This is a genomic window from Maricaulis sp., from assembly GCF_048270095.1.
Taxonomy (GTDB): Bacteria; Pseudomonadota; Alphaproteobacteria; order Caulobacterales; family Maricaulaceae; genus Maricaulis.
On the sequence record NZ_JBLWTL010000017.1, the window covers coordinates 25,338 to 50,711 of the forward strand.

General features: G+C 63.0%; 30 protein-coding genes. 9 read left to right on the forward strand and 21 right to left on the reverse strand.

Translation table 11 applies throughout. The features are described from left to right. The first annotated feature begins 24 nt into the window (after positions 1-24). On the forward strand, positions 25-1,977 hold the full coding sequence (locus ACN0YJ_RS10330; protein WP_417477805.1) for an alpha/beta fold hydrolase: 1,953 nt from the start codon (positions 25-27) through the stop codon (positions 1,975-1,977). On the opposite strand, the gene ACN0YJ_RS10335 is transcribed toward ACN0YJ_RS10330, so the two are convergent. After that, the gene (locus ACN0YJ_RS10335) at positions 1,974-2,789 is read right to left on the reverse strand and encodes a squalene/phytoene synthase family protein (protein WP_417496141.1); all 816 of its coding nucleotides are present in this window, start codon (positions 2,787-2,789) and stop codon (positions 1,974-1,976) included. The two genes, ACN0YJ_RS10330 and ACN0YJ_RS10335, sit on opposite strands and share 4 nt — an antisense overlap. A gap of 119 nt (positions 2,790-2,908) precedes the next feature. Here ACN0YJ_RS10335 and ACN0YJ_RS10340 point away from each other — a divergent pair, with 119 nt between their 5' ends. After that, positions 2,909-3,514: a superoxide dismutase gene (locus ACN0YJ_RS10340; protein WP_417496142.1), complete on the forward strand. Its 606-nt coding sequence runs from the start codon at positions 2,909-2,911 to the stop codon at positions 3,512-3,514. Between the two features lie 81 nt (positions 3,515-3,595). Then, the gene (locus tag ACN0YJ_RS10345; RefSeq protein ID WP_417496143.1) at positions 3,596-4,936 is read left to right on the forward strand and encodes a serine hydrolase domain-containing protein; all 1,341 of its coding nucleotides are present in this window, start codon (positions 3,596-3,598) and stop codon (positions 4,934-4,936) included. Positions 4,937-5,017: 81 nt separating this feature from the next. Here ACN0YJ_RS10345 and ACN0YJ_RS10350 read toward each other — a convergent pair whose 3' ends face one another. The 7 genes from ACN0YJ_RS10350 to surE form a co-directional block, all read right to left on the reverse strand. Continuing rightward, positions 5,018-5,626, reverse strand: a complete 609-nt coding sequence (locus tag ACN0YJ_RS10350; RefSeq protein ID WP_417477801.1) for a urate hydroxylase PuuD — start codon at positions 5,624-5,626, stop codon at positions 5,018-5,020. Between the two features lie 95 nt (positions 5,627-5,721). Then, positions 5,722-6,654 (reverse strand): protein translocase subunit SecF, encoded by a 933-nt coding sequence (secF, locus tag ACN0YJ_RS10355; RefSeq protein ID WP_417496144.1) that lies wholly within the window; start codon positions 6,652-6,654, stop codon positions 5,722-5,724. 13 nt (positions 6,655-6,667) lie between these two features. Further along, positions 6,668-8,326: a protein translocase subunit SecD gene (secD, locus tag ACN0YJ_RS10360; protein WP_417496145.1), complete on the reverse strand. Its 1,659-nt coding sequence runs from the start codon at positions 8,324-8,326 to the stop codon at positions 6,668-6,670. A 28-nt stretch (positions 8,327-8,354) separates the two neighbouring features. Then, on the reverse strand, positions 8,355-8,663 hold the full coding sequence (yajC, locus tag ACN0YJ_RS10365) for a preprotein translocase subunit YajC (protein WP_417496146.1): 309 nt from the start codon (positions 8,661-8,663) through the stop codon (positions 8,355-8,357). Between the two features lie 122 nt (positions 8,664-8,785). Further along, positions 8,786-9,703 (reverse strand): LysM peptidoglycan-binding domain-containing protein, encoded by a 918-nt coding sequence (locus ACN0YJ_RS10370; protein WP_417477798.1) that lies wholly within the window; start codon positions 9,701-9,703, stop codon positions 8,786-8,788. A gap of 145 nt (positions 9,704-9,848) precedes the next feature. Beyond that, on the reverse strand, positions 9,849-10,490 hold the full coding sequence (locus ACN0YJ_RS10375) for a protein-L-isoaspartate(D-aspartate) O-methyltransferase (RefSeq protein ID WP_417496171.1): 642 nt from the start codon (positions 10,488-10,490) through the stop codon (positions 9,849-9,851). Positions 10,491-10,507: 17 nt separating this feature from the next. After that, positions 10,508-11,305 carry a 5'/3'-nucleotidase SurE gene (gene surE / locus ACN0YJ_RS10380; RefSeq protein ID WP_417496147.1) on the reverse strand — a complete coding sequence of 266 codons (798 nt, stop codon included), beginning with the start codon at positions 11,303-11,305 and terminating at the stop codon, positions 10,508-10,510. A gap of 177 nt (positions 11,306-11,482) precedes the next feature. Between surE and ACN0YJ_RS10385 the strand changes: the two genes are divergently transcribed. Continuing rightward, a complete protein-coding gene (locus tag ACN0YJ_RS10385; RefSeq protein WP_417496148.1) occupies positions 11,483-11,710 on the forward strand; it encodes a hypothetical protein in 228 nt (75 codons plus the stop codon). Further along, positions 11,707-12,087: a type II toxin-antitoxin system death-on-curing family toxin gene (locus tag ACN0YJ_RS10390; RefSeq protein ID WP_417496149.1), complete on the forward strand. Its 381-nt coding sequence runs from the start codon at positions 11,707-11,709 to the stop codon at positions 12,085-12,087. Before ACN0YJ_RS10385 ends, ACN0YJ_RS10390 begins: the two co-directional genes overlap by 4 nt. Positions 12,088-12,091: 4 nt before the next feature. On the opposite strand, the gene ACN0YJ_RS10395 is transcribed toward ACN0YJ_RS10390, so the two are convergent. The 10 genes from ACN0YJ_RS10395 to ACN0YJ_RS10440 form a co-directional block, all read right to left on the reverse strand. Then, positions 12,092-12,523: a hypothetical protein gene (locus ACN0YJ_RS10395; protein ID WP_417496150.1), complete on the reverse strand. Its 432-nt coding sequence runs from the start codon at positions 12,521-12,523 to the stop codon at positions 12,092-12,094. Positions 12,524-12,968: 445 nt separating this feature from the next. Next, positions 12,969-14,246: a serine--tRNA ligase gene (gene serS, locus ACN0YJ_RS10400; RefSeq protein ID WP_417496151.1), complete on the reverse strand. Its 1,278-nt coding sequence runs from the start codon at positions 14,244-14,246 to the stop codon at positions 12,969-12,971. Between the two features lie 81 nt (positions 14,247-14,327). Next, a complete protein-coding gene (gene tatC / locus ACN0YJ_RS10405) occupies positions 14,328-15,134 on the reverse strand; it encodes a twin-arginine translocase subunit TatC (protein WP_417477793.1) in 807 nt (268 codons plus the stop codon). Positions 15,135-15,138: 4 nt separating this feature from the next. Then, positions 15,139-15,594, reverse strand: a complete 456-nt coding sequence (gene tatB, locus ACN0YJ_RS10410) for a Sec-independent protein translocase protein TatB (RefSeq protein ID WP_417496152.1) — start codon at positions 15,592-15,594, stop codon at positions 15,139-15,141. A 5-nt stretch (positions 15,595-15,599) separates the two neighbouring features. Further along, on the reverse strand, positions 15,600-15,824 hold the full coding sequence (locus ACN0YJ_RS10415; protein WP_091767711.1) for a twin-arginine translocase TatA/TatE family subunit: 225 nt from the start codon (positions 15,822-15,824) through the stop codon (positions 15,600-15,602). Between the two features lie 67 nt (positions 15,825-15,891). Further along, a complete protein-coding gene (gene scpB / locus ACN0YJ_RS10420; protein WP_417496153.1) occupies positions 15,892-16,695 on the reverse strand; it encodes an SMC-Scp complex subunit ScpB in 804 nt (267 codons plus the stop codon). Further along, positions 16,688-17,497 carry a segregation and condensation protein A gene (locus ACN0YJ_RS10425; RefSeq protein ID WP_417477790.1) on the reverse strand — a complete coding sequence of 270 codons (810 nt, stop codon included), beginning with the start codon at positions 17,495-17,497 and terminating at the stop codon, positions 16,688-16,690. The genes scpB and ACN0YJ_RS10425 overlap by 8 nt, the downstream gene beginning before the upstream one ends. A 7-nt stretch (positions 17,498-17,504) precedes the next feature. Next, positions 17,505-18,521 (reverse strand): beta-N-acetylhexosaminidase, encoded by a 1,017-nt coding sequence (nagZ, locus tag ACN0YJ_RS10430; protein WP_417496154.1) that lies wholly within the window; start codon positions 18,519-18,521, stop codon positions 17,505-17,507. Continuing rightward, on the reverse strand, positions 18,518-19,381 hold the full coding sequence (locus tag ACN0YJ_RS10435) for an SPOR domain-containing protein (RefSeq protein WP_417496155.1): 864 nt from the start codon (positions 19,379-19,381) through the stop codon (positions 18,518-18,520). The genes nagZ and ACN0YJ_RS10435 overlap by 4 nt, the downstream gene beginning before the upstream one ends. A gap of 115 nt (positions 19,382-19,496) precedes the next feature. Further along, entirely contained in the window at positions 19,497-20,684 is a 1,188-nt protein-coding gene (locus tag ACN0YJ_RS10440) for a deoxyguanosinetriphosphate triphosphohydrolase (RefSeq protein WP_417488918.1), read from the reverse strand. Between the two features lie 106 nt (positions 20,685-20,790). Here ACN0YJ_RS10440 and erpA point away from each other — a divergent pair, with 106 nt between their 5' ends. Both erpA and ACN0YJ_RS10450 read left to right on the forward strand, forming a co-directional pair. Continuing rightward, positions 20,791-21,120 (forward strand): iron-sulfur cluster insertion protein ErpA, encoded by a 330-nt coding sequence (gene erpA / locus ACN0YJ_RS10445; protein WP_417477787.1) that lies wholly within the window; start codon positions 20,791-20,793, stop codon positions 21,118-21,120. Then, positions 21,120-21,794, forward strand: coding sequence for a nitroreductase (locus ACN0YJ_RS10450; protein ID WP_417496156.1), 675 nt, complete (start codon positions 21,120-21,122; stop codon positions 21,792-21,794). Before erpA ends, ACN0YJ_RS10450 begins: the two co-directional genes overlap by 1 nt. On the opposite strand, the gene ACN0YJ_RS10455 is transcribed toward ACN0YJ_RS10450, so the two are convergent. Next, complete coding sequence (locus tag ACN0YJ_RS10455) at positions 21,791-22,162, reverse strand: hypothetical protein (protein WP_417488881.1); 372 nt, start codon at positions 22,160-22,162, stop codon at positions 21,791-21,793. The two genes, ACN0YJ_RS10450 and ACN0YJ_RS10455, sit on opposite strands and share 4 nt — an antisense overlap. Before the next feature lie 99 nt (positions 22,163-22,261). On the opposite strand from ACN0YJ_RS10455, the gene ACN0YJ_RS10460 reads away from it, so the two are divergent. Both ACN0YJ_RS10460 and ACN0YJ_RS10465 read left to right on the forward strand, forming a co-directional pair. Further along, the gene (locus tag ACN0YJ_RS10460) at positions 22,262-23,050 is read left to right on the forward strand and encodes an exodeoxyribonuclease III (protein WP_417496157.1); all 789 of its coding nucleotides are present in this window, start codon (positions 22,262-22,264) and stop codon (positions 23,048-23,050) included. A gap of 32 nt (positions 23,051-23,082) precedes the next feature. After that, positions 23,083-23,400 (forward strand): HigA family addiction module antitoxin, encoded by a 318-nt coding sequence (locus tag ACN0YJ_RS10465; RefSeq protein WP_417488883.1) that lies wholly within the window; start codon positions 23,083-23,085, stop codon positions 23,398-23,400. A 17-nt stretch (positions 23,401-23,417) separates the two neighbouring features. Here ACN0YJ_RS10465 and ACN0YJ_RS10470 read toward each other — a convergent pair whose 3' ends face one another. Next, complete coding sequence (locus ACN0YJ_RS10470; protein ID WP_417496158.1) at positions 23,418-24,374, reverse strand: DUF3137 domain-containing protein; 957 nt, start codon at positions 24,372-24,374, stop codon at positions 23,418-23,420. A 27-nt stretch (positions 24,375-24,401) separates the two neighbouring features. After that, positions 24,402-25,358 carry a DUF3137 domain-containing protein gene (locus tag ACN0YJ_RS10475; RefSeq protein ID WP_417496159.1) on the reverse strand — a complete coding sequence of 319 codons (957 nt, stop codon included), beginning with the start codon at positions 25,356-25,358 and terminating at the stop codon, positions 24,402-24,404. Between the last annotated feature and the right edge of the window lie 16 nt (positions 25,359-25,374).

The following is a 25,374-nucleotide window of genomic DNA, read 5'->3' on the forward strand; positions in this document are numbered from 1 at the left end:
TCCCGGCAAGATCGGGGGAGACACATGTTCAGATCAGCTTTGGCTGGCCTTGCGGCCGCCCTCTTCGCCTGTGGCGATAGCGCGGCCCAGGCCGGGACGCCACCCGCGCTCGAACTGTTCGCGCAAATGCCGAATATGGACATGGTGACCCTGTCACCGGATGGCCAGCGGATCGCCTTTCTGGGCAATTTTGAGGGACGCCGCATCCTCGTCGTGCGTCCGTTGGCGGGCGGCGAGGACCTGCTCGCCAATGTCAGCGAAATCCGGCCGGAATCCATGCTCTGGGCCAATGACAACACCCTGCTGGTCTCGGCCAGCGAAGCGACCAATACCCAGCGGGTTCGCGGCGTTGTCGATGTTTCCGCCGTGCTCGCCTTCGACATTGATGACGGGCTTGAATTTCGCCAATTGCTGCGCGGCTCACGCCGGACCGGGGTCAATTTCCGGCTCGGCCGCATGCTCGGCATTAGCGCCGAGGATGGCTATGTGCTGATCCCCGCCTGGGATGAAGGCGGGAATTATGACCTGCTGGCCGCAGACCCCTCCCGGCGGGGCTCACGGGTCGAGGCCGGCGGCAGCAATATTACCCGCGACTGGATCATCGACCGCAATGGTGCAGCCGTGGCACGGGTCGAGTATTCCAATGCCCGTAACACCCAGCGCATCATGGTGCGCGGTGAGAGCGGCTGGACGGCCATCCTCGAAGAGGATGATGCCGATCGTCCGGTCTATTCCGCCTGGGGCCTCGTCGAGGACGGCTCGCTGGCGATCCGGGTGACCTATAACCGCCAGGACCAGGCGACCACGAGCGGGCTCTATGCCGTCTCGCTCGAAACCGGCGAGATCACGCGGCAGCTGTTTCGCGATGATAATTACGATATCGGCGCCGTCCTCACCGACCCTTACACCAATCTGGTCGTCGGCATCGCCTATAGCGACGTGTTTGACGAGCATGTCTGGTTCGATGAGGAACTCGCGGCCCAGCAGGCCATGCTCGACGCCGGCTTTGGCGGCAAATCAGTGCGGATCGAGAGCTGGTCGCGCAACCGCGCCCGCTACGTGGTCTCCGCCGAGGCTGCGGATCAGCCGCGTGTCTATTACCTCTATGATGTCGCCAGCCGCAATGTCACAGCGATCGGCAGTGCCTATGGCAATCTGGCACTGGGCGGTTTGCGCCCGCGCCAGCACATCCACTATCCGGCGCGCGACGGCACGCAGATACCGGGCTATTTGACGACACCGGACGGCGACGGCCCCTTCCCGACGGTCATACTGCCCCATGGCGGTCCGGCCAGCCGCGACACGGGCGGGTTCGACTATCAGGCGCATTTTCTCGCCTCGCGTGGCTATGCCGTGCTGCAGCCGGAATTCCGCGGCTCGGACGGCTATGGCCGGGAGTGGGAAGTGGCGGGCTATGGCGAGTGGGGCACCGGCCTGATGCAGCATGATGTCAGCGACGGTGCCCTCGCCCTGATCCAGGCCGATATCGCCGATCCGGACCGGATCTGCATTGTTGGCTCAAGCTATGGCGGCTATGCGGCCCTGGCCGGCGCGAGCTTCACACCGGACCTCTATCGCTGCGCGGTGGCCATCGCCCCCGTCACCGACCTCCAGGGCCTGATCCGCTATGATCGCGACCGCCACGGCAATCTGCACTGGACCGTCGCCTATTGGGATGAGGTCATGCACGGCGTCGATGAGGGGCGTCGCGCCGCCCGTCTGCGGGCGGTCTCGCCCGTCCACCATGCGCAACAGATCCAGATCCCAATCCTCCTGATGCACGGCCGCGATGACAGCGTCGTACCGATCGAGCAGAGCCGGGACATGCGGGATGCCTTGCGTCGCAACCGGGCCGATCTCGACTACATCGAAATGCGAGATGGCGATCACTGGCTGACCAATGTCGAGATGCGGACACAGGTCCTCACCGAGCTGGAACGCTTCCTGGGCGAGCATATCGGCGACGGCGCGAACTAGCGGCCCGTCAAAGACAACCAGCTGAGCCTCGCCTGCCGTGCCAGCAGGGAGCGCTCGGCCGGCGCCTCGAACGGATTGTCTGGCAGACGTTTGAGATAGGATTGCGCCAGCGCGACATAGCCAACCACGGGCACAGCCTCGACCGGCAGCGGGCCGGCAGCGCGGAAACCGCGCGCGGCGTCTTCCGCAATCGCGCGCACCGGCTGGATCGCGGCTTTCGCCTTGTCGGAGCCGAGGCCCTGCGCGAGCATGGCGGGGCTGCCGCCCAGTTCGGTGAGATAATCGCCGGCCACCGGGGCGCGGCCGATACGGGCACGCCAGGCAAAGGCGCGCAGCAGACCGGTCAGCCCCCAGGCCCGGCCGGCGTCACGGATTTGCGGCTCGGGCAATTCGCCGCCCGTCAGGGTCAGCCCCAGGCGGATCAGCCGCGCGGAGGTGCGGTCGACATAATCGAGCAATGCGTCGAGATCGGCATGCGGCGCGGCGGTGACGTCATCGAAACGGGCATCGATCAGATCGAGCAATTCGGCCTGTGGCAGCAGGCCCGTCAGCGGTGCCAGCGCCTCGGTAACATCATGCCGTCGAACCTTGGGCGTCGCGCCATAGAGGTCGCTGACCGCATCATGCCACCAGGTCAGTTTCATCTCGCCAATCAGGCTCTCGCTGGTGGCATCCGCAATGCGCGCGATCTCGTGATTGAACGCATAGAGCGCCAACAGGCGCGCGCGCGCCTCGGCCGGCGCGAACAGCGCTGCCAGGCGCCGGTCCGGGCCGGCACGCTGCAAAAGCTCCGATAAATCCTCAGCGCTCATGCGCTCCTCCGGTGGACATTGGTGGCCAGAGGCCCATATGCACTCATATCATTGAGCAGCGCATTCGCCTGCGCCGCCCGCACCTGTTTTGTCACACTCGATTATACGGAGATAGACCCATGAGCTTCACCCTTCCCGACCTGCCCTATGCCAAGGACGCCCTCGCACCGCATATCTCCTCCGAAACCCTCGACATCCACCATGGCAAACACCACGCCGCCTATGTCACCAATCTCAACAAGCTTCTCGACGGCCATGAACTGGCCGGAAAGTCGCTGGAAGACGTCGTCAAGGCGACCGCTGGCCAGGCCGACAAGGCCGGCATTTTCAACAATGCCGCCCAGGTCTGGAACCACACCTTCTACTGGCAGTCGATGACGCCCAAGGGCGGCGGCGCCCCGACCGGCGAACTGGCCACGATGATCGACCGTGATTTCGGCTCGTTCGACGCTTTCAAGACCGCCTTCGCCAATGCCGGCGCAACCCAGTTCGGCTCCGGCTGGGCCTGGCTTGTGCTGAAAGACGGCAAGCTGGAAATCCGCAAGACCGGCAATGCGGAAACCCCGGTCAGCGAGGCCGGCGTGACGCCGCTCCTGACGATGGATGTCTGGGAACACGCCTATTATGTCGATTTCCGCAATCGTCGTCCGGACTATATCGCGACCTTCCTCAGCGATCTGGTGAACTGGGAGTTTGCCGCCGCCAATCTGGCCGCCGCGAAATAGTCTGCACGGCATCTCGCCAAGCGGACTTTCCCGCCTTAGGCTTCCCCTCGGTTGATCGATAAAATTACCGAGGGGAATACCATGGCATTGCGTGACTTCCTGGCCGGGCTCGCCCTGGCGGGCCTGGCGGCCTGCAGTCCGGGTCCAGCGGCACAGCCCGTCAGTGACGCGCCGGTTGCGCTTGAAACGGCGGCCATCGCGGCCCCGGATTTTACCCCGCCGGATTTTACCCCGGTAGACAACCCGGCCGCGCTGGGCTTTGACCCGGCCGGTCTGGCCGCGCTGGACCAACAGCTCGACGCGCTGGCGGCCGCCGGCGCCCGCCCCGGCTATGCCGCCATCATTGCCCGCGGCAGCCAGGTCGCCTTCGTCTCGCAAGCTGGCGAGATCAACCTGGAAACCGGCGAAGCCTTCACCATCGACAGCCCGGTCCGCATCGCCTCCATGTCCAAGCCGGTAACGGCGGTGGCGGTGATGATGCTGGTCGAGGCCGGCCAGCTCGGGCTGGACGATCCCGTCTCCGACTATATTCCCGAGTTTGGCGATGTCCGGGTCGCTGTCAGCCCGATGGCCAATGCCGACGGTGTCATCGAGACCCGCGCCCCGCTCCGTCCGATCACGATCCGTCACCTGCTCACCCATACGGCCGGGCTGGGCTATATCTTTGAGAGCGAAACCGACCTTGGACGCCTCTATCTGGAAAACTCGCTCTATTCGGGCAGCGGCGATCTGGAGGCGCGGATGCAGCAGCTTGCCGCCCTGCCGCTCTACACCGATCCGGGCACGCGCTGGATCTATTCCTATTCGATCGATGTGCTCGGCCGTGTCGTGGAAATTGTCTCGGACATGCCGTTCGAGGACTTCATGGAGACCCGCCTGTTCGAACCACTCGGCATGAGTTCGACCGGGTTTTTCTATGAGGATGTCGATTTCGACGAGGCCGACATGTCGCCGCTTTATGTCCATGACGAGACCGGCGCGATGGTGCCCTTCGACCAGGCCAATCCGGACTGGCCCTCCGGCGGCGGCGGGCTGGTCTCGACAGCGTCAGACTATATCCGTTTTGCGATGATGCTCGCCAATGACGGCGCCCTCGGCGAAGTGCGTATCCTGTCGCCTGAAAGCGTGCATGAAATGACCGCGCCGCAAGTCCCCGCCGAGCAGCTCGGCGGCGAATGGGGCGCACGCGGCTTTGCCCTGGGCGGTGCCGTGGCCCTGTCCCCGACCGGGGACCAGAGTGCGGTCGGCGTGACCGGGGATTATTCCTGGAGCGGTCTGTTCGACACGGACTTCTTCATCAGCCCGAATACCGGCGTCGCCGCCGTCCTGATGACCCAGATCCAGCCCGGCCCCAACCGGCCTGAACCGCGCAGTTCGACGATGTTCCGGCCACTCGTCTATGCCAGCTTCGCCTTCGACTGAGCCGGACGGTCATTCCCGCCATGAAAAAGGCCCGCCGGAACAACCGGCGGGCCTTCTCCATGACTGCATACGCGCCTGGCGCTAGCCAAACACGGTCTGGGCCATTGCCATCGCGACCAGCATTGGAAATGAGAGCAATGTATTGGTGCGCGAGAACAGCATCGCCGTGCGCGCTGCCTTCGGCTTGGCTTCGGCATCGGCCTCGACAAGGCCCAGCGCGATCTTCTGGTTTGGCCAGATAATGAACCAGACATTATAGGCCATGATGATCGCCATCCACATGCCGATCCCGATGAAGCTGTACTGCGGCGTGTAGTTTTCCGCCGCCAAGCCGAAGCTCAACACCTCAACGGTATAGCCTCTCAGACCCGCCACCGCGAGACCGGTCACGACCGTCGCCAGCGCGCCCCATCGGAACCAGAACAGCGCCGCCGGTGCGATGACCTTGCCGATCGCCGGTTTCTGCTCATCGGGAATATTCGGCATGTTCGGGATCTGGACGAAGTTGAAATACCACAACAGCCCGATCCACATGATGCCGGACACGACATGGGTCCACCGCGCGACGCCCATCCAGAGCGCGTCATTCACCGGGATAGCGCCGCTGAAAATATAGGCGCCGATATAGATGATCGTCAGCAGCAACGACACATGGACGGTCGTTCGCAGATTGCTCAGAATTGCAGGCATGATGTTCCTCCCCAGGACAGGACAGATTGTCTCTGTTGGGGAATTTACAGCAATTCGCGTCTGGCGATAGCCCGGTTAATCGGCTCGGGTATGGCTCAGTCTTCGCTGCTCTCACGCTTGACGCCGACGAGGAGCAGCAGCGGTGCCGCCACGAAGATCGAGGAATAGGTCCCGATCACCACGCCCCAGATCATCGCGAAGGAGAAGCTCTTCAGGGCTTCGCCACCGATCATGTACAGCGAAACCAGCGCCACCAGCGTGGTCGACGAGGTCAGGATCGTACGGGACAGGGTCTCATTGATCGACATATTCAGCAGTTCGCCAAGAGGCATCTTCTTGTACTTGCGAAGATTCTCCCGGATTCGGTCATACACGATCACGGTGTCATTCATCGAATAACCGACAATCGTCAGGATCGCCGCGACCGTCGCGAGATCGAAGGTCATCTGGGTGACCGAGAACATCCCCACCGTGGCGATAACATCATGGGTCAGGGCCAGGATGGCGCCGACCGAGAACTGCCACTCGAACTGGAACCAGATATAGATCAGCATCAGGAAGAGGGCGAGTGTGATCGCCATGACGCCCTTCACGACCAGCTCGCCGGAGACCGCGCCGCCGATCACATCCGTGCCGCGCAGCTCGATACCGGGGAAATTCGTCTCAAGGGCCGCTTCCAGGGCCCGCCGCGCGTCCTGCTGGGCTTCCTCGCCCTCCAGGCCTTCACCCGGCTGCAATGGCAGGGAGATCAGCACTTCACGCGGATCGCCGGTTTGCTGGATGCGAGGTTCGCCCAGATCGAGATCGCCAACGACGGTCCGCATCGCCTCGACATCAGCCGGACCTTCGGTGCGAACCTCGGTCTGGATGCCGCCGCGGAAATCAATGCCGAAATTAATCCCGACATTGGCAAATTCGAACAGCGAACCGAGTACCAGAAAGGCGGAAAACGCGATCGCCCAGGTCCGGATCTGGATGAAGGGGACATTGCCTGTGGTGGGCAGAAATCTGATCAGTGCGAGTGACATGGAAATACCTCTCCTACAACGGCATGGTCTTGGGCTTTAGGGCCCGCAACCAGATAACCGCCAGCAGGCGGGAGAAGACAAAGGCGGTGAACACCGAGGTGATGATACCAATGCCCAGGGTAATCGCGAAGCCGCGCACCGGACCGGCGCCGAGCAGATAGAGCACCGCAGCAGCGATAAAGGTGGTGATATTGGCGTCAAAGATCGCCGAGAAAGCGCGTTCATAGCCCGCTTGCAGCGCATTGGCCGGCGTTCGTCCAAGCTTGCTCTCCTCGCGGATACGCTCATAGATCAGCACATTGGCATCGACCGCCATACCGATTGTCAGGATGATACCGGCAATGCCCGGCAAGGTCAGAGTCGCGCCAATGCCCGACAGTCCGCCCATGATCAGGATGACATTGACCAGCAGCGCCAGTGTCGCGAACACGCCGAACACGCCGTAGGCGGCGATCATGAAGATAATCACGGCGAGGAAACCGATCATCACGGCCGTCTGGCCGCTCTGGATCTGGTCCTGACCAAGGCTGGCAAGCACGGTGCGCTGTTCAACCGGAGTCAGCGAGGCCGGCAGGGCGCCGGCATTGAGCAGGACGACCAGTTGTTGCGCGGTCTCGTAATTATAGCTGCCACCAATTACGCCGGAACCCGACAGGATCGGCTCATTAATGGTCGGGGCGGTGATGATCTCGCCATCGAGCAGAATAGCAAAACGCTTGCCGCGATTGGACCGCGTCATGTCCCCGAACACGAGCGCGCCCTGGGTGTCAAAACGGAAGCCGACCACCGGACCCACATAATTGGGGTGCGTCGTGACATTGGCCTGGGTGAGGTTTTCACCGGTCAGCCGCGAGGCGGTCTCGACGGCGAGATACTGCACCGGATTGGTGTCGGTCATCGGATAGATGGTGCGGCCGGGCGGCACGCGCGCCTGGCCATTGGGGCCCGGATCGATCGTTTCATCGACCAGATGGAAGCTCATGCTCGCCTGGGCCCCGACAATGGCGATAATGGCATCAGGATCGCTGGCGCCGGGAACCTGGACCAGGACCCGCGTATCGCCCTGGCGGGCAATCGTCGGATCTGTGGTACCGAGCCCGTCGAGCCGGCGCCGGATCACTTCGATCGACTGGGTGACGGTCCGGTTGCGGATCGCCAGCAACTGCTCCGGCGTCACGGCGATGCGGATTGCATTGGCGTCGCCAGGATCACGGCGAACGGTCAGCGTCTGGGCCAGGCCCGGCTGGCCCAGCGCGGTCGTGACGGGCTGCGACAGCTCGGAGAGGCGCTCGAACGCGGCATCGCGGTCATCCGGGCGCGCCATCAGAACCACAACTTCTTCGCCGATCACGGCAACACTGCGCGCCAGCAGAGGCGGAGTCTCGCCGCGCAGCGTCTGACGCGCATCTGCGGCCAGCGTTTCCAGCTGTCCGGCGCGCACCTCAGCCATATTCACTTCGAAGACGATGTGCGAACCGCCCTGCAAGTCGAGGCCGAGATTCACCGTACTGCTGGGAATATAGCGCCAGATTCCACGCGGTTCGCGTGAATTGTCGATCTCGTTAATGCTGTATCGATCGGCTTCCGGAACCAGGTTCGGAAGCGTGTACAACACGCCCAGGATAATAATGGCAAAGATGGAAATGAGCTTCCAGCGCCCGAATTGCAGCATGACGGCGAACCTTGTTCAGCAGGAGCGTTCAGGTATTGGCCGCATCATTGGCCGGCTTCGGCTCGGTCCGGTTACGGACATCGGCGATGGTGTGCTTGATCAGGCGAACGTCGACACCCTTGGACAGCTCGATGACCGCTTCAGTCTCCTCGACCTTGACCACCTTGCCGACCAGGCCGCCCTGGGTGACGACAACATCGCCGCGCTTCAGGGCTTCAATCATCTCACGATGTGCCTTGGCCCGCTGTTGTTGCGGCCGGAACAGCAGGAAGTAGAAGACAAGCCCCATCAGGACGAGCATCGGGATCGGCGATTCGAGAATGGTCTGGAGATTCATGCTGGGCTCCGCTTGCCGGCAACCTGCCGCCGGATAGAGGGCAGGTATAATTCAGTTTGGGCGGACTATATCGGGGCGACGGCGCGTTGCAACAAGACTGACTGCAGGAAATCTTGCTGCACTCAGCGTAGATAGCGCATCGGGTCTTCCGGATTGACGCCGCGGCGGATCTCGAAATGCACCTGGGCGATCTCGACCGTGCCGCTTGATCCGGCCGCCGCGATCACCTGACCGCGCGTTACCTGGTCGCCTTCGCGCACCATCAACCGGCTGTTATGGGCATAGGCGGTCACGAAGCCGCCCTCATGGCGCAGCAGGATGAGCTGGCCATAACCGGCCAGTTCCGAGCCGGCATAGACGACCTGGCCGGGCGCTGCAGCACGCACCTCGGCCCCCGCGCGGGCCTCGATATTGATCCCGTCATTGCGGCTGCCATCCGGTTTGCGGCCAAACTCCGACAGGATTGAGCCGCGGATCGGCCAGTCAAAGCTCACGGCAGAATTGGCGACTTGCTGCGTGGCCGGCAGGGTCGATTGCGGCGGCGGAGTCTGGGTCCGCGCCGGCGGCCGGGTTGTTCGCGCCGGTGCGCGGGTCGCTGCGGTGGCGACAGTTGCGCCCGAGGGCAACTGGATGGATTGTCCGACTTCCAGCTCATAAGGCGCGGGAATGCCGTTATGGCTGGCCAGTTGCGGGAATGGAATGTCGTAACGGAGCCCGATCCGGTAGAGATTCTCGCCGCGCTGCACCACATGTACAGGCGGGTGCGGCATCGACAGGGTCTGCCCCGGACGCAGCGTGTAGGGACGGCTCAGATTATTGGCGCTGGCCAGCGAGGCCATCGCGACATTGCAGCGCTCGGCGATCTCCGAGAGCGTGTCGCCGGAGCGCACTGTATAACCGCCCGAACCGCAACTCCCCGAGGAGGCAACGCTCGCCGGGCCTGATGGGCCGGAATAGGCTGAACCGGAACGATAATCGACGCGCGCAGGCTCCCGCGGCGTCGATGAACACCCCGCCAGCCCTGCTCCCAGGGCCGCCATCACGCAGATCAAAACACTCCAGCGCATCGTCCCGACACGGACCTCCGGCTATTCATTCCGGCGATATCAAGCCAGAGAAGACTTAACCAGCAGTTAGCCATGCACGGGAAAATGCGAAAGTTGTCGAACGGGCCAGGGGCCGGCGTCAAAGCGATTTCGCTTCGCCCTTCACCAGCGGCACAAAGCGGACATCCATGATATCGCTGGTCGTCAACTCATCGCCCTCGCGCTGATATCGCACCAGCACCTGTTTGGTGCCGCGGTCGACCGGGGCGATGGCGATGCCGCCATCCTTGAGCTGAGCCAGGATCGCGTCGGGGCGCACCGGCGCCGAAGCGGTCAGGATGATGCGGTCGAACGGCGCCTGTTCCGGCCAGCCCAGCGTGCCATCGCCGACGCGGGTGGTGATATTGGTCAGCCGCATCCGTTCGAAACGCGCCTCGGCTTCCCTCGACAGGGTGCGGTAGCGCTCGACCGAATAGACCCGGCGCGCCAGCCGCGACAGGACCGCGGCCTGATAGCCGGAACCGGTGCCGATCTCGAGCACTTTGCAGCGATCATCGAGTTTGAGCGCCTGGGTCATCAGGGCCACGATCAGCGGCTGGGAAATCGTCTGGCCGCAATCGATCGGCAAGGCCCTGTCATCAAAGGCCTGGTCGCTGAAGCGTTCCGGCACGAAGATATCGCGCGGCGTCCGCTCGATCGCCGCCATCACACGCGCATCGGTGACGCCGCCGCCGCGCAGCGACATCACCAGCTGGATCATGCGCGGATCGGGCATTTTCATCGCGTCGGCCATGGGTGTCAGCTCCGCGGCGGGACGCCGCCCAGCATGCGCTTGAGCTTGCCCAGGGTTTCACCATGGGTGAGGTCCATATGCAGCGGCGTGACCGAGATCTTGCCCTCATAAATGGCACGCAGATCAACGCCTTCGGGCGGATTGGAGAGCAGGCCCTTGAAGGCCAGCCAGTAATAATCCTCGCCGCGCGGATCGACACGGCGTTCGCCGTGCAGGATATGCTGGTCGCGCCGGCCCTGGCGGGTGACCTCGACTTCCTTGACGTCCTCGACCTTGCAGTCCGGGAAATTGATATTGATCAGCACATCGTCCGGCCATTTCAGATCAAACAGCCGCCGCAGGATCGGCGCGCCGAAGGTCTGCGCGGTGTCCCACTCGATCGGGTCATCCTTCTTGAAGCCATAGGCCTGCGACAGGGCCACCGAAGGAATGCCCAGCTGCATGCCCTGCATGGCACCGGCAACGGTGCCGGAAAACGTGACGTCCTCGGCGATATTCTGGCCGCGATTGACACCCGACAGGATCAGATCAGGCTTCTTGCCCTTGACCAGGTCCTGCACCCCGATCAGCACCGCATCGGTTGGCGTGCCGGAGACGGAGAAACGCGTCTCGTCAAACTGGCGAATGCGCAGCGGCGCGTGCAGGGAGAGCGAGCGCCCGGCCCCCGACTGTTCCAGCGCCGGCGCCACGATCCAGACATCATCCGACAATTCCCGCGCAATCGCCTCGAGAACCTTCAGCCCGCGCGCATGCACGCCATCATCATTGGTCAGCAGGATACGCGGATTGGTTTTGGGGATCATGGGGCAAGGCTTTCATGGCGGCGGTCAGGTCGCACGCTTCTAGCCCAATTGTTGCGGCGTGCCAGCCCTGGAGTGCGGTGGGGGGAGCGCAACCGATGCGCCTCCTTGGGAGGCCCTCCACAAATCAGACCTATCATGATACATCTTGATGGAGCAATGAACCCAAAGGAACATCGGATGGACCAGCCGCGCGAAAAATTCGCGACCCAGATGGACGCCGCCATCCTCGCGGAATTGCGCCTTCAGGCAAAGACCGAGGGCCGCCAGATCCAGTCGCTGATCGAAGAAGCCGTCTCGGCCCTCCTCGCGGCGCGCAAGTCTGGTGACCGGCGCGCCCAGATCATGGAATTGCATGAGGCTTCGGTCGCCAAATACGAAGCCGTCTACAAGAAGCTCGCGGAGTGAAACGCGAATACCTCGACGCCGCCGATGTGCTGGCCCTGCACGCCGCCCAGATCGAGCGCTTCGGCGGTGCCCACGGCCTGCGCGACCCCGGCCAGCTCGACTCGGCGCTCCATCGCCCGCAATCAGGCTACTACCGCGATGTGATCGAGGAAGCCGCGGCCCTGTGGGAAAGCCTGTCGCAGAACCACCCCTTCATCGACGGAAACAAGCGCACCGCCCTGGACGCGATGCACGTCTTCCTCCAGCTCAACGGGGTGGAGTTGACTGCCTCAGCGGACGCGCTGATGGCGTTCGTGCTGCCGCGTTATGATGAAGGGCGGTTTGATTTCGAGATGCTGGAGCCTTGGCTACGGGCCAATGCGAAGGTGCAGGGGTAATCGCCTAGTCCAGACGGTCGCTCGGCGTGACGCGAGCCGTCCGGTTCAGGACAATCCGGTAGTTGAGAGGGAGAAACAGGATCACCGTCGTCGTCCAACGCAAATATGCATGCCAAGCTTCTGCGTTGATTGGGACCTGCGTGATCCAAGCGTAGCCAATGAGCCCCACCACAAGACTGACCACCAAGCCGAGCGGCAGAATTAGCAAGACAGCCCGCGACGTTACGCCGAGAGTCCGCAGAGTGAACTGGAGTGGAAGGTAGAGCGTCAGAACGCAAAAAATAACTGTCGCAACAAGCGCTTCACCAGCAAGGACAATGATCGAGATCGGATTGCCAAAAAGGACACCGAGCACAAGCGCCACAAGAAATGCGAGACCATAGAACAAGGCGAGTGATCGTGCGGCTTCAACGATCAGATAGAATAACCGTTTCATACCTGTCCCATCTCCCGCGTCTTATGAGGCCCAATCAGGGAAGCATCCCGCCTACACCACCCCATAGATCTCTTGCCTGCGAGTGGCCCACCGGGGCTCAACGCCGTCAAGGCCGCCTTCGGCGCCGCGAAGCGAGCAAGCGCCTTGACGGCGTTGAGCCCCGGTGGCGAAGTGCTGGCATGAGGTTTAAGGCGGGAGCCGTGCGATGCGCCCGCCCCCGCTTATCCGCCTGCCGCGCAGCGCCCCTATACTGACCGGGACGAAACGTGGCGCGGCAGGCGGGAAATCGGGGGAATGAGCCCGAAACCGGCGCAACAATAAGACATATATCTGTTTTTATTGCACTTATCAGCAAAGCCGGGCAAAACCAACGGCTCACGAACGGATACCCCACCCACAGCCAGTGGCAGACCAGCCGATGATCAGCGGCAGACGAACGGCAAGCTTACGCCACCAACCGCTCCAGCCCGCCCATATAGGGGCGCAGCACGGCCGGGATGGTGATGGAACCATCCTCATTCTGGTGGTTTTCCATCACGGCGAGCATGGCCCGTCCGACCGCGACGCCCGAACCGTTGAGCGTGTGCAGGAAGGCCGGTTTCTTCTCGCCCTCCTTGCGGAAACGCGCATTCATCCGGCGGGCCTGGAACTCACCGCAATTCGAGCAGGAAGAAATCTCGCGATAATTGTCCTGGCTCGGCAGCCAGACTTCGAGGTCGTAAGTACGCTTGGCGGAGAAGCCCATATCGCCATTGCAGAGCAGCATGACCCGATAGGGAAGCTCCAGCAATTGCAGGACTTTTTCGGCACATCCGGTCATGCGGTCGAGCTCGGCGGCGCTGTCTTCGGGCTTTACCAGCGAGACCATCTCCACTTTCTGGAACTGGTGCATGCGGATCATGCCGCGCGTATCGCGCCCGGCCGACCCGGCCTCGGCCCGGAAACAGGGCGTATACGCCGTCATCCGCATCGGCAGCGCGTCTTCGCCATGGATGGCATCGCGGGCGAGATTGGTCAGCGGCACTTCCGCTGTCGGGATCAGCCAGCGGCCATCGGTCGTGCGGAAGAGATCATCAGCGAATTTGGGCAATTGGCCGGTGCCGAACATGGCCTCATCGCGCACCAGATAAGGCGGGCTGACTTCGGTATAGCCATGCTCGCCGGTGTGCAGATCGAGCATGAATTGCGCCAGGGCGCGCTCCAGCCGCGCCAGACCGCCCTTGAGCGCCACAAAGCGCGCGCCGGACAGGGCGGCAGCCGCCTCGAAATCCATCTGGCCGAGGCCCTCGCCGAGATCGACATGGTCTTTCGCCTTGAAACCCAGCGGCTTGGGCTCACCCCAGCGGCGGATTTCCTGGTTGTCGCTCTCATCCTTGCCCATCGGCACATCGGCTTCGGGCAGATTGGGCAGAGCTGCGAGATGCTGGTTCAGCGCTTCGTCAAAGTGCTTCGCCTGCTCGCTGCTTTCCTCGAGCACGGTCTTGAGCCGGTCGACTTCGCCGCGCAGACGATTGAACTCGGCCTCATCGCCGCTCGCCTTGGCGCGCCCGACCAGTTTGGACAGGGCATTGCGCTCGGTTTCGGCCTCTTGCTGACGGCCGAGCGCTTCGCGGCGCTGGGTGTCGAGCTTGAGCAGGGCTGGCGATTGCGGCTCCAGGCCACGCCGTGCGAGGCCGGCGTCGAAAGCGGCGGCATCGTCGCGAATGAGCTTGATATCGTGCATGGCGGTGATCCCGGTTCAACAATCTGTCAGCGGGCTATAGCCCCAGCCGCCGTTTGCGTAAACAGGGCCGGCGCAAGCCGATCAGGCCTCGTCGACCTCGGTCGTCTTCGGCTCCATCCAGCGCATCAGGACGATGGAGATGAAATACAGAAGGAGAAGGGCCGAGCCCAGCATCAGCTGACTGATCGGGTCGGGCGGCGTCACGAAGGCGGCGAATAGCGCAATCCCGACCACGGCGAAGCGCCAGCTGCCCAGCATCTGCTTCGAATTGATGATGCCGGCCTTGGCCAACAGCATCATCAGGATCGGCATCTGGAAGGATATCCCGAACACCAGCATCAGCGTCGTGATCAAATTCATGTAATCGGAGACATTGAGCAGAAGCTCGATCGAGATCCCCGGCCCCGCGCTGGCCTGTTCCTGGCCGAGCGAGAAGCGCATCACCATTGGCAAGACGAGGAAATAAACAAAGCTCACCCCGGCCGCGAACAGGACGGGCGACAGTGCCAGGAAGGGCGCAAAAGCCCCGCGCTCATTCTTGTACAGGCCCGGCTGGACGAAGCCGTAAACCTGCCAGGCGATAACCGGGAAGACGACCATGATGGCGCCGACCAGGGCCAGTTTGAGTTTCACGAAGAAGAATTCGAGCGGCGCAAAGAAATTCGCCGTCAGGTCGAGTTCCTCGACCGGCACACCGCGAACCAGCGAGGCAGCATCGCTATAAGGCGCCAGCAGCCATTCATACAGAAGGCCCGAAATCAGGAAACAGCCGATAAAACCAACCGTCAGAAATCCGATCACCACAAGCAGGCGCTGACGCAGCTCGATCAGATGATCCATCAGCGGCGCGCGGCTCGACTCGACCTCGTCATGTTCGATTTCGGCCATGGGGCTATTCAGTGTCCCTGGACGCGTCTGGCCGTGACGGCTCAGGACTGGAAGACTCGGGTTTTTCAGGCACAGATTTCGACGGCGCAGGCTTTTCGGCTACCGGCCGAGGCGGTTGCGGCGCGCCGAACCCGCTATCGCCGATACGGTTGGCGCTCGCCATTTTCAATTGCCGGATTTTGTCATTCTGGGCTTCAAGCGCTGCCTTGTCGAGCTCACCGGAGATTTCCTCGATCGGGTTGCCGCGCTTCAAGGCTTCGATTTCCTTGCGCAAATCGGATAGTTCCGATTCGCGGCCGAGCTCATCGAAACTGGCCTGAAATTCCCGCGCCATGCCACGCGCCTGGGCCAGCATGCGACCGATACGGCGCATCAGCACCGGCAATTGCTGCGGCCCGACCACCACCAGCGCCAGCACCAGCACCACCAGCATTTCCGGCATTCCGATGCCGGGCGCCATAGCGGCTAAACTCCGGTTTTTTCGTCTTCGCGCGCCGCGGCATCGAGGCCGGGAGCAGGCGCGGCGGCATCATCGCCTTCGCCATCCTCTTCCTCATCCTTCAGCCCCTTGCGGAAGCTGGTGATGCCCTTGGCGAAATCGCCCATCACGGCTGCAATCTTGCCGCGGCCGCCAAACAGCAGCACCGCGAGCAATACGACGAGAAGGATTTGCCACATTCCGGGAGCCATTTGCCCCTCCGTCTAACCAATTATCACAAGGTCTAATCCAGTTACCCGGCCCCGTCCAATGCGGGGTTCAGATATCATCGCCGCCAGCATCGCCGTCATCATCCATGAAGTCGATGTGGAATGTGCGCTGATCCTCTTCATCGAGCGGATCCTCACCATCGACATCGCCCTCGGTGCGGCCTGGATCGGGCATGAAGAAATCAGCCGGGATGCGCGCGTCGAGCAGGCCGGCCGCCTTGAGGTCAGCCTGACCGGGCAGATCGCCGATCGAAGCCAGACCGAAATACTCCAGGAAGCGCGGCGTGGTGCCATAGGTCAAAGGCCGGCCCGGCGTGCGGCGACGGCCACGCGGACGGATCCAGCGCAGCTCGAACAGAAGGTCCAGCGTGCCCTTGGACACCGCGACGCCGCGAATTTCCTCAATCTCGGCCCGCGTCACCGGCTGGTGATAGCCGATGATCGACAGGGTTTCGAGCGCCGCCTGGGAGAGCTTGCGCGGCTCCTGGCGCACTTCATTGAGGGCCTCGGCCAGATCCGGCGCGGTCTCGAAACGCCAGCGCCCACCCACTTCCACCAGGCGCACACCGCGCGAGGCATATTCCCCGGCCAGGGTGGCGAGCAGGGCCTGGATATTGGCTTCCAGCGGCAGGCGACCAATCAGGGTTTCCTCGTCCAGCGGTTCGGCAGCGGCGAAGAGCAGGGCTTCAAGCAGACGAAGATTTTCCCGCTCGGTATCCACCGCCAGCCTCAGGCCGAGCGCCTCGGAAGCCTCGCGGTCACCGCTCGGCCCCTGATGCTCGGCGCGCGCGCGCAGGCTCGCAATCGCGTCGCTGATCGGGTCGGCAATCCGGGTTTCCTCATCATCACTCATTGACCGTCTCATCCCTGTCGCAGGTGCGCACATAAAGCGGAGCATAGGGCTCGCGCTGCCGCAGCTGCGCATGCCCGTCCCGGGTGATTTCCAGCGCCGCCAGTACCGAGCTTGCCCGCACAGAGATGCGCGGCGGCGGATTCGCGCCCAGCTCCGCTTCGCCCGGCAGCAAGCTATCAAACTCGCGCCAGTCTTTCACCTGTGGCAACACGGCTTCCAACCGCTCACGCGCAGTTTCCAGACCGTAAACGCGCGGCGTCTGTGGCCGGTAGACCGAGCGGATCCGGGCCGAACGGCGCGTGCCATAGGCCGAGAGGAGATCATGCAGATCAGCTTCATAAATCACCGAACGGGTCGAGCGCACACCCTCGGGTGCGCCGCGCGTGAAGACATCGCGGTTCTCCAGCGGCCGGGCATGCAGGGCTTCACCGGCAGCGCGCATCGCATCGAGCCGGCGCAGCCGGAAAGCCAGCGCCTGGGCCAGCACCTCGACCGGTTCATCATCATCCTTGGGCGGTTTGGGCAGGAGAAGCTTGGATTTGAGGAAGGCCAGCCAGGCCGCCATCACCAGATAATCGGCCGCCAGATCAAGCCGCTTACGGCTGGCGGCGGCCATGAAGCCCAGATATTGCTCGGCCAGTTCCAGAATGGAGATACGGGCGAGATCAATTTTTTTCTTGCGCGCCAGGGCGAGCAGGAGGTGAAGCGGGCCTTCAAAACCATCCAGATCGACGACGAGCGCATCCGTCTCGGCCTCCTCGGCCGCCTCGAATTTCAGCTCTTCTTCGAACTCAGTGTTCACGCCGCCCTCACCGTCTGGCCAACTCCAGCAGCTCATTGAGCTCTGATTCGCCGGTTTCCGGGTCGAAATCCTCGATTCCCTCGCGCGACTGTTCGGCCAGATGCGCCCGTTCGAGCGCCTTGCCGTCCAACCTTGGCGCGGCCTCGGCGACCTGGCGCATTTCCTCGCGATCACCATTGCAGTGCAGGAGAATATCGCAGCCCGCGCGGATCGAGGCCTCACCGCGCTGGCGGAATGTGCCCGACAACGCCTTCATGGAAAGGTCGTCGGTCATCAGGAAACCGTCAAAACCAATTTCGCCGCGGATCACATTACCGACAACATCCGGCGACGTGGTTGCCGGGTTTTCCGGATCGATATCGGCATAGACAATATGCGCCGTCATCGCCATCACGGCGGTGTTGAGCTTGCGGAAAGCGGCAAAATCCGTTTCCGAGAGCAGGCCGTGCTCCTCGGTGACGCGCGGCAGCGCCAGATGGCTGTCGGCATCGGCGCGGCCATGGCCGGGAATATGCTTGATCACGGGGGCCACGCCGCCCGCCATCAACCCGTCCATCGCCGCCTGGCCCAGCAGGGCGACAATATCCGGCGTCTCGCCGAAGGAGCGATCACCGATAATGTCGTCAGCGCCGGGAATGCGCAGATCGAGCACGGGCGCGCAATCAACATCGACGCCAACGCCGCGCAGTTCATGCGCGAGCAGACGATGATTGAGCCGGACCGCCGCGATCGCCGCTTCCGGCTCACGCTCGAACAGATCGCCAAACACCTGCGCCGGCGGCGCCTTGCGCCAGGTCGGTGGCTTGAGGCGGGCGACGCGTCCGCCCTCCTGATCAATCAGGATCGGCACATCACGGCCGAGTGCATCGCGCAGGCTACCCGTCAGACGGGAGAGCTGTTTGGGACCGTCAATATTGCGTGCGAACAGGATGAAACCCCAGGGATCGGCATCACGGAAAAACGCCGTCTCGACTGTCGTGAGCTTTGGCCCCGACAGTCCGTAGATCGCAGCACTGATGCTCATCGACGCGCCACCAGGCAGTCCTGCCCACCCTGTTGCAGCCGCGCACAATAGGCGACGGCCGCATCGCGGCTGGTGAAAGCGGCGATGCGCAGACGGTGATAAACGCCGCGATTGGGAATATCGACTTCGACCACATCGGGAGCCACACCGGCAGCAATGCTTGAGAAACGGGTGCGGAAGGCGAGCCAGGCGGCCTCGGCATCAGCTTGAGAGCGGAAGGACGCGATCTGGACCACCCAGTCGCCGCTGGTATCGACAGCAATGCCGGATGGCGCAGGGGCTGGTTCAGGCTCACGCGCCGGCGGATTGGCCGCCGGTTCGGGCTCAACGCGCTGCGGCTGTGCAGGTTCCGGGCGCTCGGGCTCCTGGCGGGCCGGTTCGGGGCGGTCCGGAGCCTGACGCGGTGTCACATGGGTCGAGGTCGCGGCGTCAGGCTCTGGCTGAGCCCCCGTCTGATCGGCTGTCACAGTCTCGATCCGCAGGGCCGGGCGGCTCTCTTCGAGCGGCTCTTCCGGCCCGGGCCGCGTCGTGACGGCCGCATCAGTATGATCTTCCCCACTCAGCCGGTCATAGACTTCCATATCGGTATCGGGCGTCTGCACACCGCCGGGATCGAGCGGACGTTCGCGATAGGGTTCGGTATTGGCGAGAAGCCGCGGCGCGCCATCGCGGCCGCTTTCGCGCAGTCCCTGATTATAGGCGCTCCAGACGACGGCGAGAAACAGCACGAAGACGGCAAAGGCGGCAGCCAGCAGAAGCGGGCCGCGCCGCGAATCTTCATCGCGCGCGTCAAATGTCGCGAACTCGTCAGTCGGTGGTGCATAAGCCCCGAGGCGAGCGTCGTCGTCGTGATCCGTCATCTTATCCCGGCGTCTGGCAATGATCCTGCGCCGCGCGAATCGCACGGCACCCCATCACAATAACATTGTCTGTACCATGCACTTACCGGTCTGGCAGGCCGGGAGGCAAGGCGCATCAGAAATATCCCTGCACGGTAAACAGCCGGCGATGTTCCTCAACCGCGAAGCGGTCGGTCATCCCGGCGATATAATCGCAAACGGCCCGTGCTGTCTGCGCCGAACCGGCCTCGCCCATATCCCTTTGCACATCAGGCGGCAGCACGCCGGGATCGGCGAGATAGAGATCGAACAGATCGCCCATCACCCGCTGGCCCTGGCTCATCATCCGATTGACCTTGTAATGGCGATACATATTGGCGAACAAATGCCGCCGCAGCGCCGCCAGGATCGCCAGCATGTCCTCGGAGAAAGCCACCATGGGCTGGTCCAGCTGGCGCAGGGCATCGGCACTGGCCGGCTGGGCTTCGGCCAGACGCCGCTTGGTCTCCTCAAGCACATCGCCGACCATCAGCCCGATCAGTTCGCGCACCGCTTCGTGGATCATGACATTGCGCTTGATATCGGGCCAGCGCGCCTCGACCCGGCGGAAGATATCGCCCAGCAGCGGCAGTTCAAGCAGCGGTTCAAGCTCCAGCAGACCGGAACGCAAACCATCATCAAGATCGTGATTGTTATAGGCGATATCATCCGACAGGGCCGCGATCTGCGCCTCGAGCCCGGCATGGGTGTGCAGCTCGAGCGAACGCCAGTCCTCATAGTCAGTGAAGGCCCAGGCAAGGCCGGAACCATCACCGCCGGCCGGCATCAGCGGACCATTATGCTTGACCACGCCCTCGAGGGTTTCCCAGGTCAGATTGAGCCCGTCGAATTCCGGATAGCGCACTTCCAGCTTGGTGACGACGCGCAGGGTCTGGGCGTTGTGATCAAACCCGCCAAACGCCTTCATCTTCTCGGCCAGCACCCGCTCACCGGAATGCCCGAAGGGCGGATGGCCCAGATCATGGGCCAGCGCCAGCGCCTCGGCGAGATCCTCATCGCCGCCCAGCGCCCGCGCCAGGGTGCGCGCGATTTGCGAGACTTCCAGCGAATGCGTCAGCCGGGTGCGGTACTGATCGCCTTCATGGGCGACGAAGACCTGGGTCTTTTCCTTCAAGCGCCGGAAGGCGCCGGAATGGATAATGCGGTCGCGATCGCGCTGGAAGGCATTGCGCATCGCACTGTCGGGCTGGGCAAACAGCCGTCCACGCGATTGCGACGGATGGCAGGCGTAAGGCGCGCGAAACCGATCATTGGCCGCTATCATCATGTCGCCCGATCTTTCTTCATACTGTTCGGCTCTTTCATCAACGCCAGTGCGGGTCCATATAGAGCATGAAACCCTTAAACTGAACGCCGGATATGGCCCAATCATGACGACACCTGTGACGCTCTCCGCCAATGCGGCCCGGCAGATCAACACCATCATCGCCAGCCAGGCGGCAGCAAACCTGCTGCGCATCGGCGTGGTCGGTGGCGGCTGTTCCGGGTTTTCCTACACATTCGACCTCGACACCCAGGTCCAGCCGGACGATCTCCTGCTCGAGCGCGATGGGGCCAAAGTCGTGATCGACGAAGCCTCCCTGCCCTTCCTGGAAGGCTCTGAGATTGATTATGTCGATGAGCTGATCGGCGCCTCATTCCAGATCCGCAATCCCAATGCCACCGCTGCCTGTGGCTGCGGCACGAGTTTTTCGGTCTGATGACTGTGCGTGAGGCGCTGGCCGCGCGCATCTCGACGCGCGCCTATCTCGACACCCCGGTCAGCGAGGCACAGCTGCGCGAGCTGCTCAACCTCGCCGCCCGCGCGCCGTCCGGCGGCAATTTGCAGCCCTGGCAGGTCAATGTCGTCACCGGCACCGCGCGCCAGCGCGTGATCGATGCGGTCAAGATGGTCCAGACGGAACACCCGTTCGGCGAGCCGGAGCTGGAATACCAGATCTACCCCAAGCCGATCATCGATCCCTGGCGCGCCCGGCGTTTCGCCTGCGGCGAGGCCGTTTATGCCTCGATGGATATTCCGCGCGAAGACAAGATGGCGCGGCTCACCCATGTCGCGCGCAATTTCGAATTTTTCGGCGCGCCGGTCGGGCTGTTCGTCTCGATCCACAAGGACATGCAGCCGGGCCAGTGGTCGGATCTGGGCATGTTCATCCAGTCCTTCCTGCTCGCCGCGACCGAGGCGGGCCTTGGCAGCTGCGCCCAGGAGGCCTGGTCGATCTATCCCAAGACGGTGAAGACCGCGGCCGGCATTGCCGACGACTTCACCCTGTTTTGCGGCATCGCCCTGGGCCATGCCGACCCGGACGCGCCAGTGAACAAGACTCGCACCGAGCGGGCGGATGTCGATGAATTTGCGAGCTTCGCGGGGTTTTAGGCCGCGCAGACCAGCGCGCCGCCGCAAAAGGCCTGCAAGGCCGCCAGCCATCCCAGCAGGCCGATCAGCCAGACCACCGGGATCGCGATCATCCATTTCAGCGCCGAGCCGCGCTGGCCGCCGTTGAAACGCAGCCAGCCGATCACCAGCGCCAGCAAGGCTGCCAACGGCCCGCAGGACGAATAAGCCGCAAAGACAGCAGCCGGCAGCGGCAGTTCATCGCCGCCCGCAAACACCAGCCAGGCCGACTCCCACATCACCGCAGAGGCAAAGCCGAAGGCGATAATCACCACGCTGGCGGAAATCAGCCAGGCCCGGCCCGGTCCGGCCGCCGGGCCCGTGCCGGATTCGCCGCTTTCTTCCTGCACCTGCCTGCCCTTCCCTGTTCATACTGCGGTCTGACCGCTTCACTCAGACCGCAAATCGCCTAAGGTGCTTCCTCTGCCGACACAGCGAAGCAATCCAACATGACCTTGACCCTCGCATCCTGGAACGTCAATTCCATCAAGGCTCGCCTGCCCAATGCGCTCGACTGGCTGCGTGAGGCCAAGCCGGACATTGTCTGCCTGCAGGAGATCAAGACGGTCGATGAGGGCTTTCCGCGCCAGGAGATCGAAGGGCTGGGCTATAATGTCATCACCCATGGCCAGAAGAGCTATAACGGCGTCGCCATCCTGTCTAAGTTTCCGATCGAAGAATCCTTGCCCGGCCTGCCTGGCGACGATGAAGACGAGCAGGCGCGCTATCTCGAGGCGGTGATCTCGGCGCCCGATGGCCCGGTCCGCGTCGCCTCGATCTATCTGCCCAATGGCAATCCGGCGCCCGGCCCGAAATATGATTACAAGCTGGCCTGGATGGATCGTCTGGCGCGCCATGCCGAGAGCCTGTTGAAGCTGGAAGAGCCACTCATCCTGGCCGGCGATTACAATGTCATCCCGCGCGACAGCGATTGCTGGGATGCGGAAGTGTGGGAGATGGACGCGCTGGCCCTGCCGCAGAGCCGCGCCGCCTTTGAGCGCCTCAAATGGCTCGGCCTGACGGAAGCCTTCGAACAGCTCGACGGCCGCGCCCACCAATACACATTCTATGATTACCAGGCCGGCCGCTGGAACAAGGGCCATGGCATCCGCATCGACCATTTGCTGTGCTCACCGCAGGCGGCGGACCATCTGGAAAGCATCGAGATCCACAAGAAGACCCGCGGCGAGCCGAAGGCCTCGGATCATATTCCGATCGTGGGGACGTTTTCGCTTTAGGCGGACGGACGAACAGTATGAAGAGCATAGAGATGCCCCACTCACCAAAACCACCAATGTTCGGACTTCGGGTCCATCCTGGCGAGATACTGGTCGAGGACTTCATGAAGCCGCTCGGCCTGTCAGCCAGTGCACTGGCCCTGGCCCTGAACACCGCACCGGCCAATGTGTCGCGCATTATCAACGGCAAGCAGGCCATTTCACCGGAAATGGCATCGCGTCTGTCCTGCGCCTTCGGCACCACGGTCGGATTCTGGATGAACCTTCAGAATAATTACGACCTCGCCTCGATCGGAAAAGCGCGATGGGACGCGATCCGGAATGAAGTCCAGGCCGTCCGGGCCGCCTGACGGGGGCAGCCCGCCCCTCAGCCGCCCTCGCCCAGCTGCGGCGGTTTGACCAGGCCTTCGATGATCTCGGTCACCCGTGTCAGCTCATGGACCACGGTCCTCACGCGCTCCGGGTCGGCCAGAGGCTCGAACATGGAACCAACCTCGAACTGATTGCCGGTCTCGGCCGCGATCAGCAATTCGCCTTCGCCACTATGCTCGTCGAACACCGCCCGGACATTCTGACCCATCAACGCCACTTCCAGCCGGAGGAGGCGCTCCATGAAGGCCGGGTCGAGCATGTAGCGTGCCAGCACCTGATCGGTGCCATAGACTTCAAATATGCTCTCGAATTGTGGATCGACCAGGCGGATGCGTTGCAGCTCCCGCGACGCGAAGGCGCGGCCCATTGCTTCCCAATCGTTCAGAACGCCGATATCGCGGGTGATGACCGTGACACCCTCGACCCTGCGCGGAAAACTGATCCGGATCAGCACGCCACGAAACACCGTTGCGAAGTGTGTCGACGCGCCGGAACCATGACGCTTTTCTAGGTGCGCTTCATAGAGATCGAAACCGCAGCCCTGCCGCTCACCGGAAAAATGGTCCTCGAAGCGACGCTGGGAATGGGCGGGCAACAGGCCCAGTTCCTTGAGCACTTCGAAGCGCGCTGGCGCCGCGGGCTTGAACGCGTAGTGCAGGCCGCAGGCCTCGGCGATGCAGCTATTGAGCCCGAACTTGACCCGGGTCCGCAGTGCGTCGAGACGCCCACCCGCGGCGAACCAGCTGACCAGGACACCAAGAAACACGCAGGCCGGCAGGAATAACAGGTCGCCGTTGCGGGCTGCAAGGATCGCACCGGTCACAAGCCCGACGACACAGGCTGCTGCCATCCAGGCCCAGAACTCTTTTACCCCCCGCTGGCGCTCGGCTTCGAGTGAGGCCAGCCAAGGCTCCAGCCTTTCACGCCAGAGCTCGTCGAACTGCGCATCCATCGCTCACTCCGAAAGCCGCACCGCCCCTCAGCCGCCCTCGCCCAGCTCGGGCGGTTTGACCAGGTTTTCGATGATGTCGATGACGCGTGTCAGGTCGTCGATAATCGTCCTGATACGGGCCTCGTCGGCGAGCGGTTTGAACATTGAGCCGGCCTCGAACTGATTGCCGGTCTCGGCCGCGATCAGCAATTCGCCTTCGCCGCTATGCTCGTCAAAGGCGGCCCGGACATTCTTGCCCTTCAGCGCCTTTTCAAGCCGGACCAGCCGCTCCATGAAGGCCGGGTCGAGCATGTAGCGCGCCAGCACCTGGTCGGTGCCATAGACCTCGAAGGCCTTTTCAAATTCCGGATCGACCAGGGCGACGCGCTCCAGCTTTTTCGAGCCGAAGGAGTGACCCAGCGCCGCGAGCCCGTTGAAGATGCCCTTGTCGCGCGTGATCACAGTGACGCCCTCGACCTTGCGCGGGAAATTGATCCGGATCAGGACGCCGCGGAAAACCGTGACCCAGTGGGTCGATTTGCCGGAACGGCGGCGCTCCTCGAGATGGGCTTCATAGAGTTCGAAATCGCAGCCCTGCCGCTCGCCCGAGAAATGATCCTCGAAACGGCAGCGCGTATAGGAGGGCAACAGGCCATAGGCACGAAAGGTTGCGAAGCGTGCCGGCTCGGCCGGCGCGAGGGCGTAGTCGAGCTGGCAGACCTCGGCGATCTTGGTGTTGAGCTCGGCCTTGATCGATTTGCGCAGACGCTCCATGCGCCGGCCGCCAATCATCATGCCCGCGACAAGGCCGAAAAAGGCCGCGACGAACAGGAACATGAATTCGCCTTGCCGGCTGAAAAAATAGCCGCCAATAGCGAGACCGAGCAGGGCCATGCCCGCCGCCCAGGCGATGAATCGCGAGACGCTGGTCTTGCGTTCCGCTTCCAGTGACGCCAGCCACGGCTCCAGCGTTTCGCGCCAAAGCCCCTGAAATGCCTCGTTCATGTCGTCCCCCCCAGGT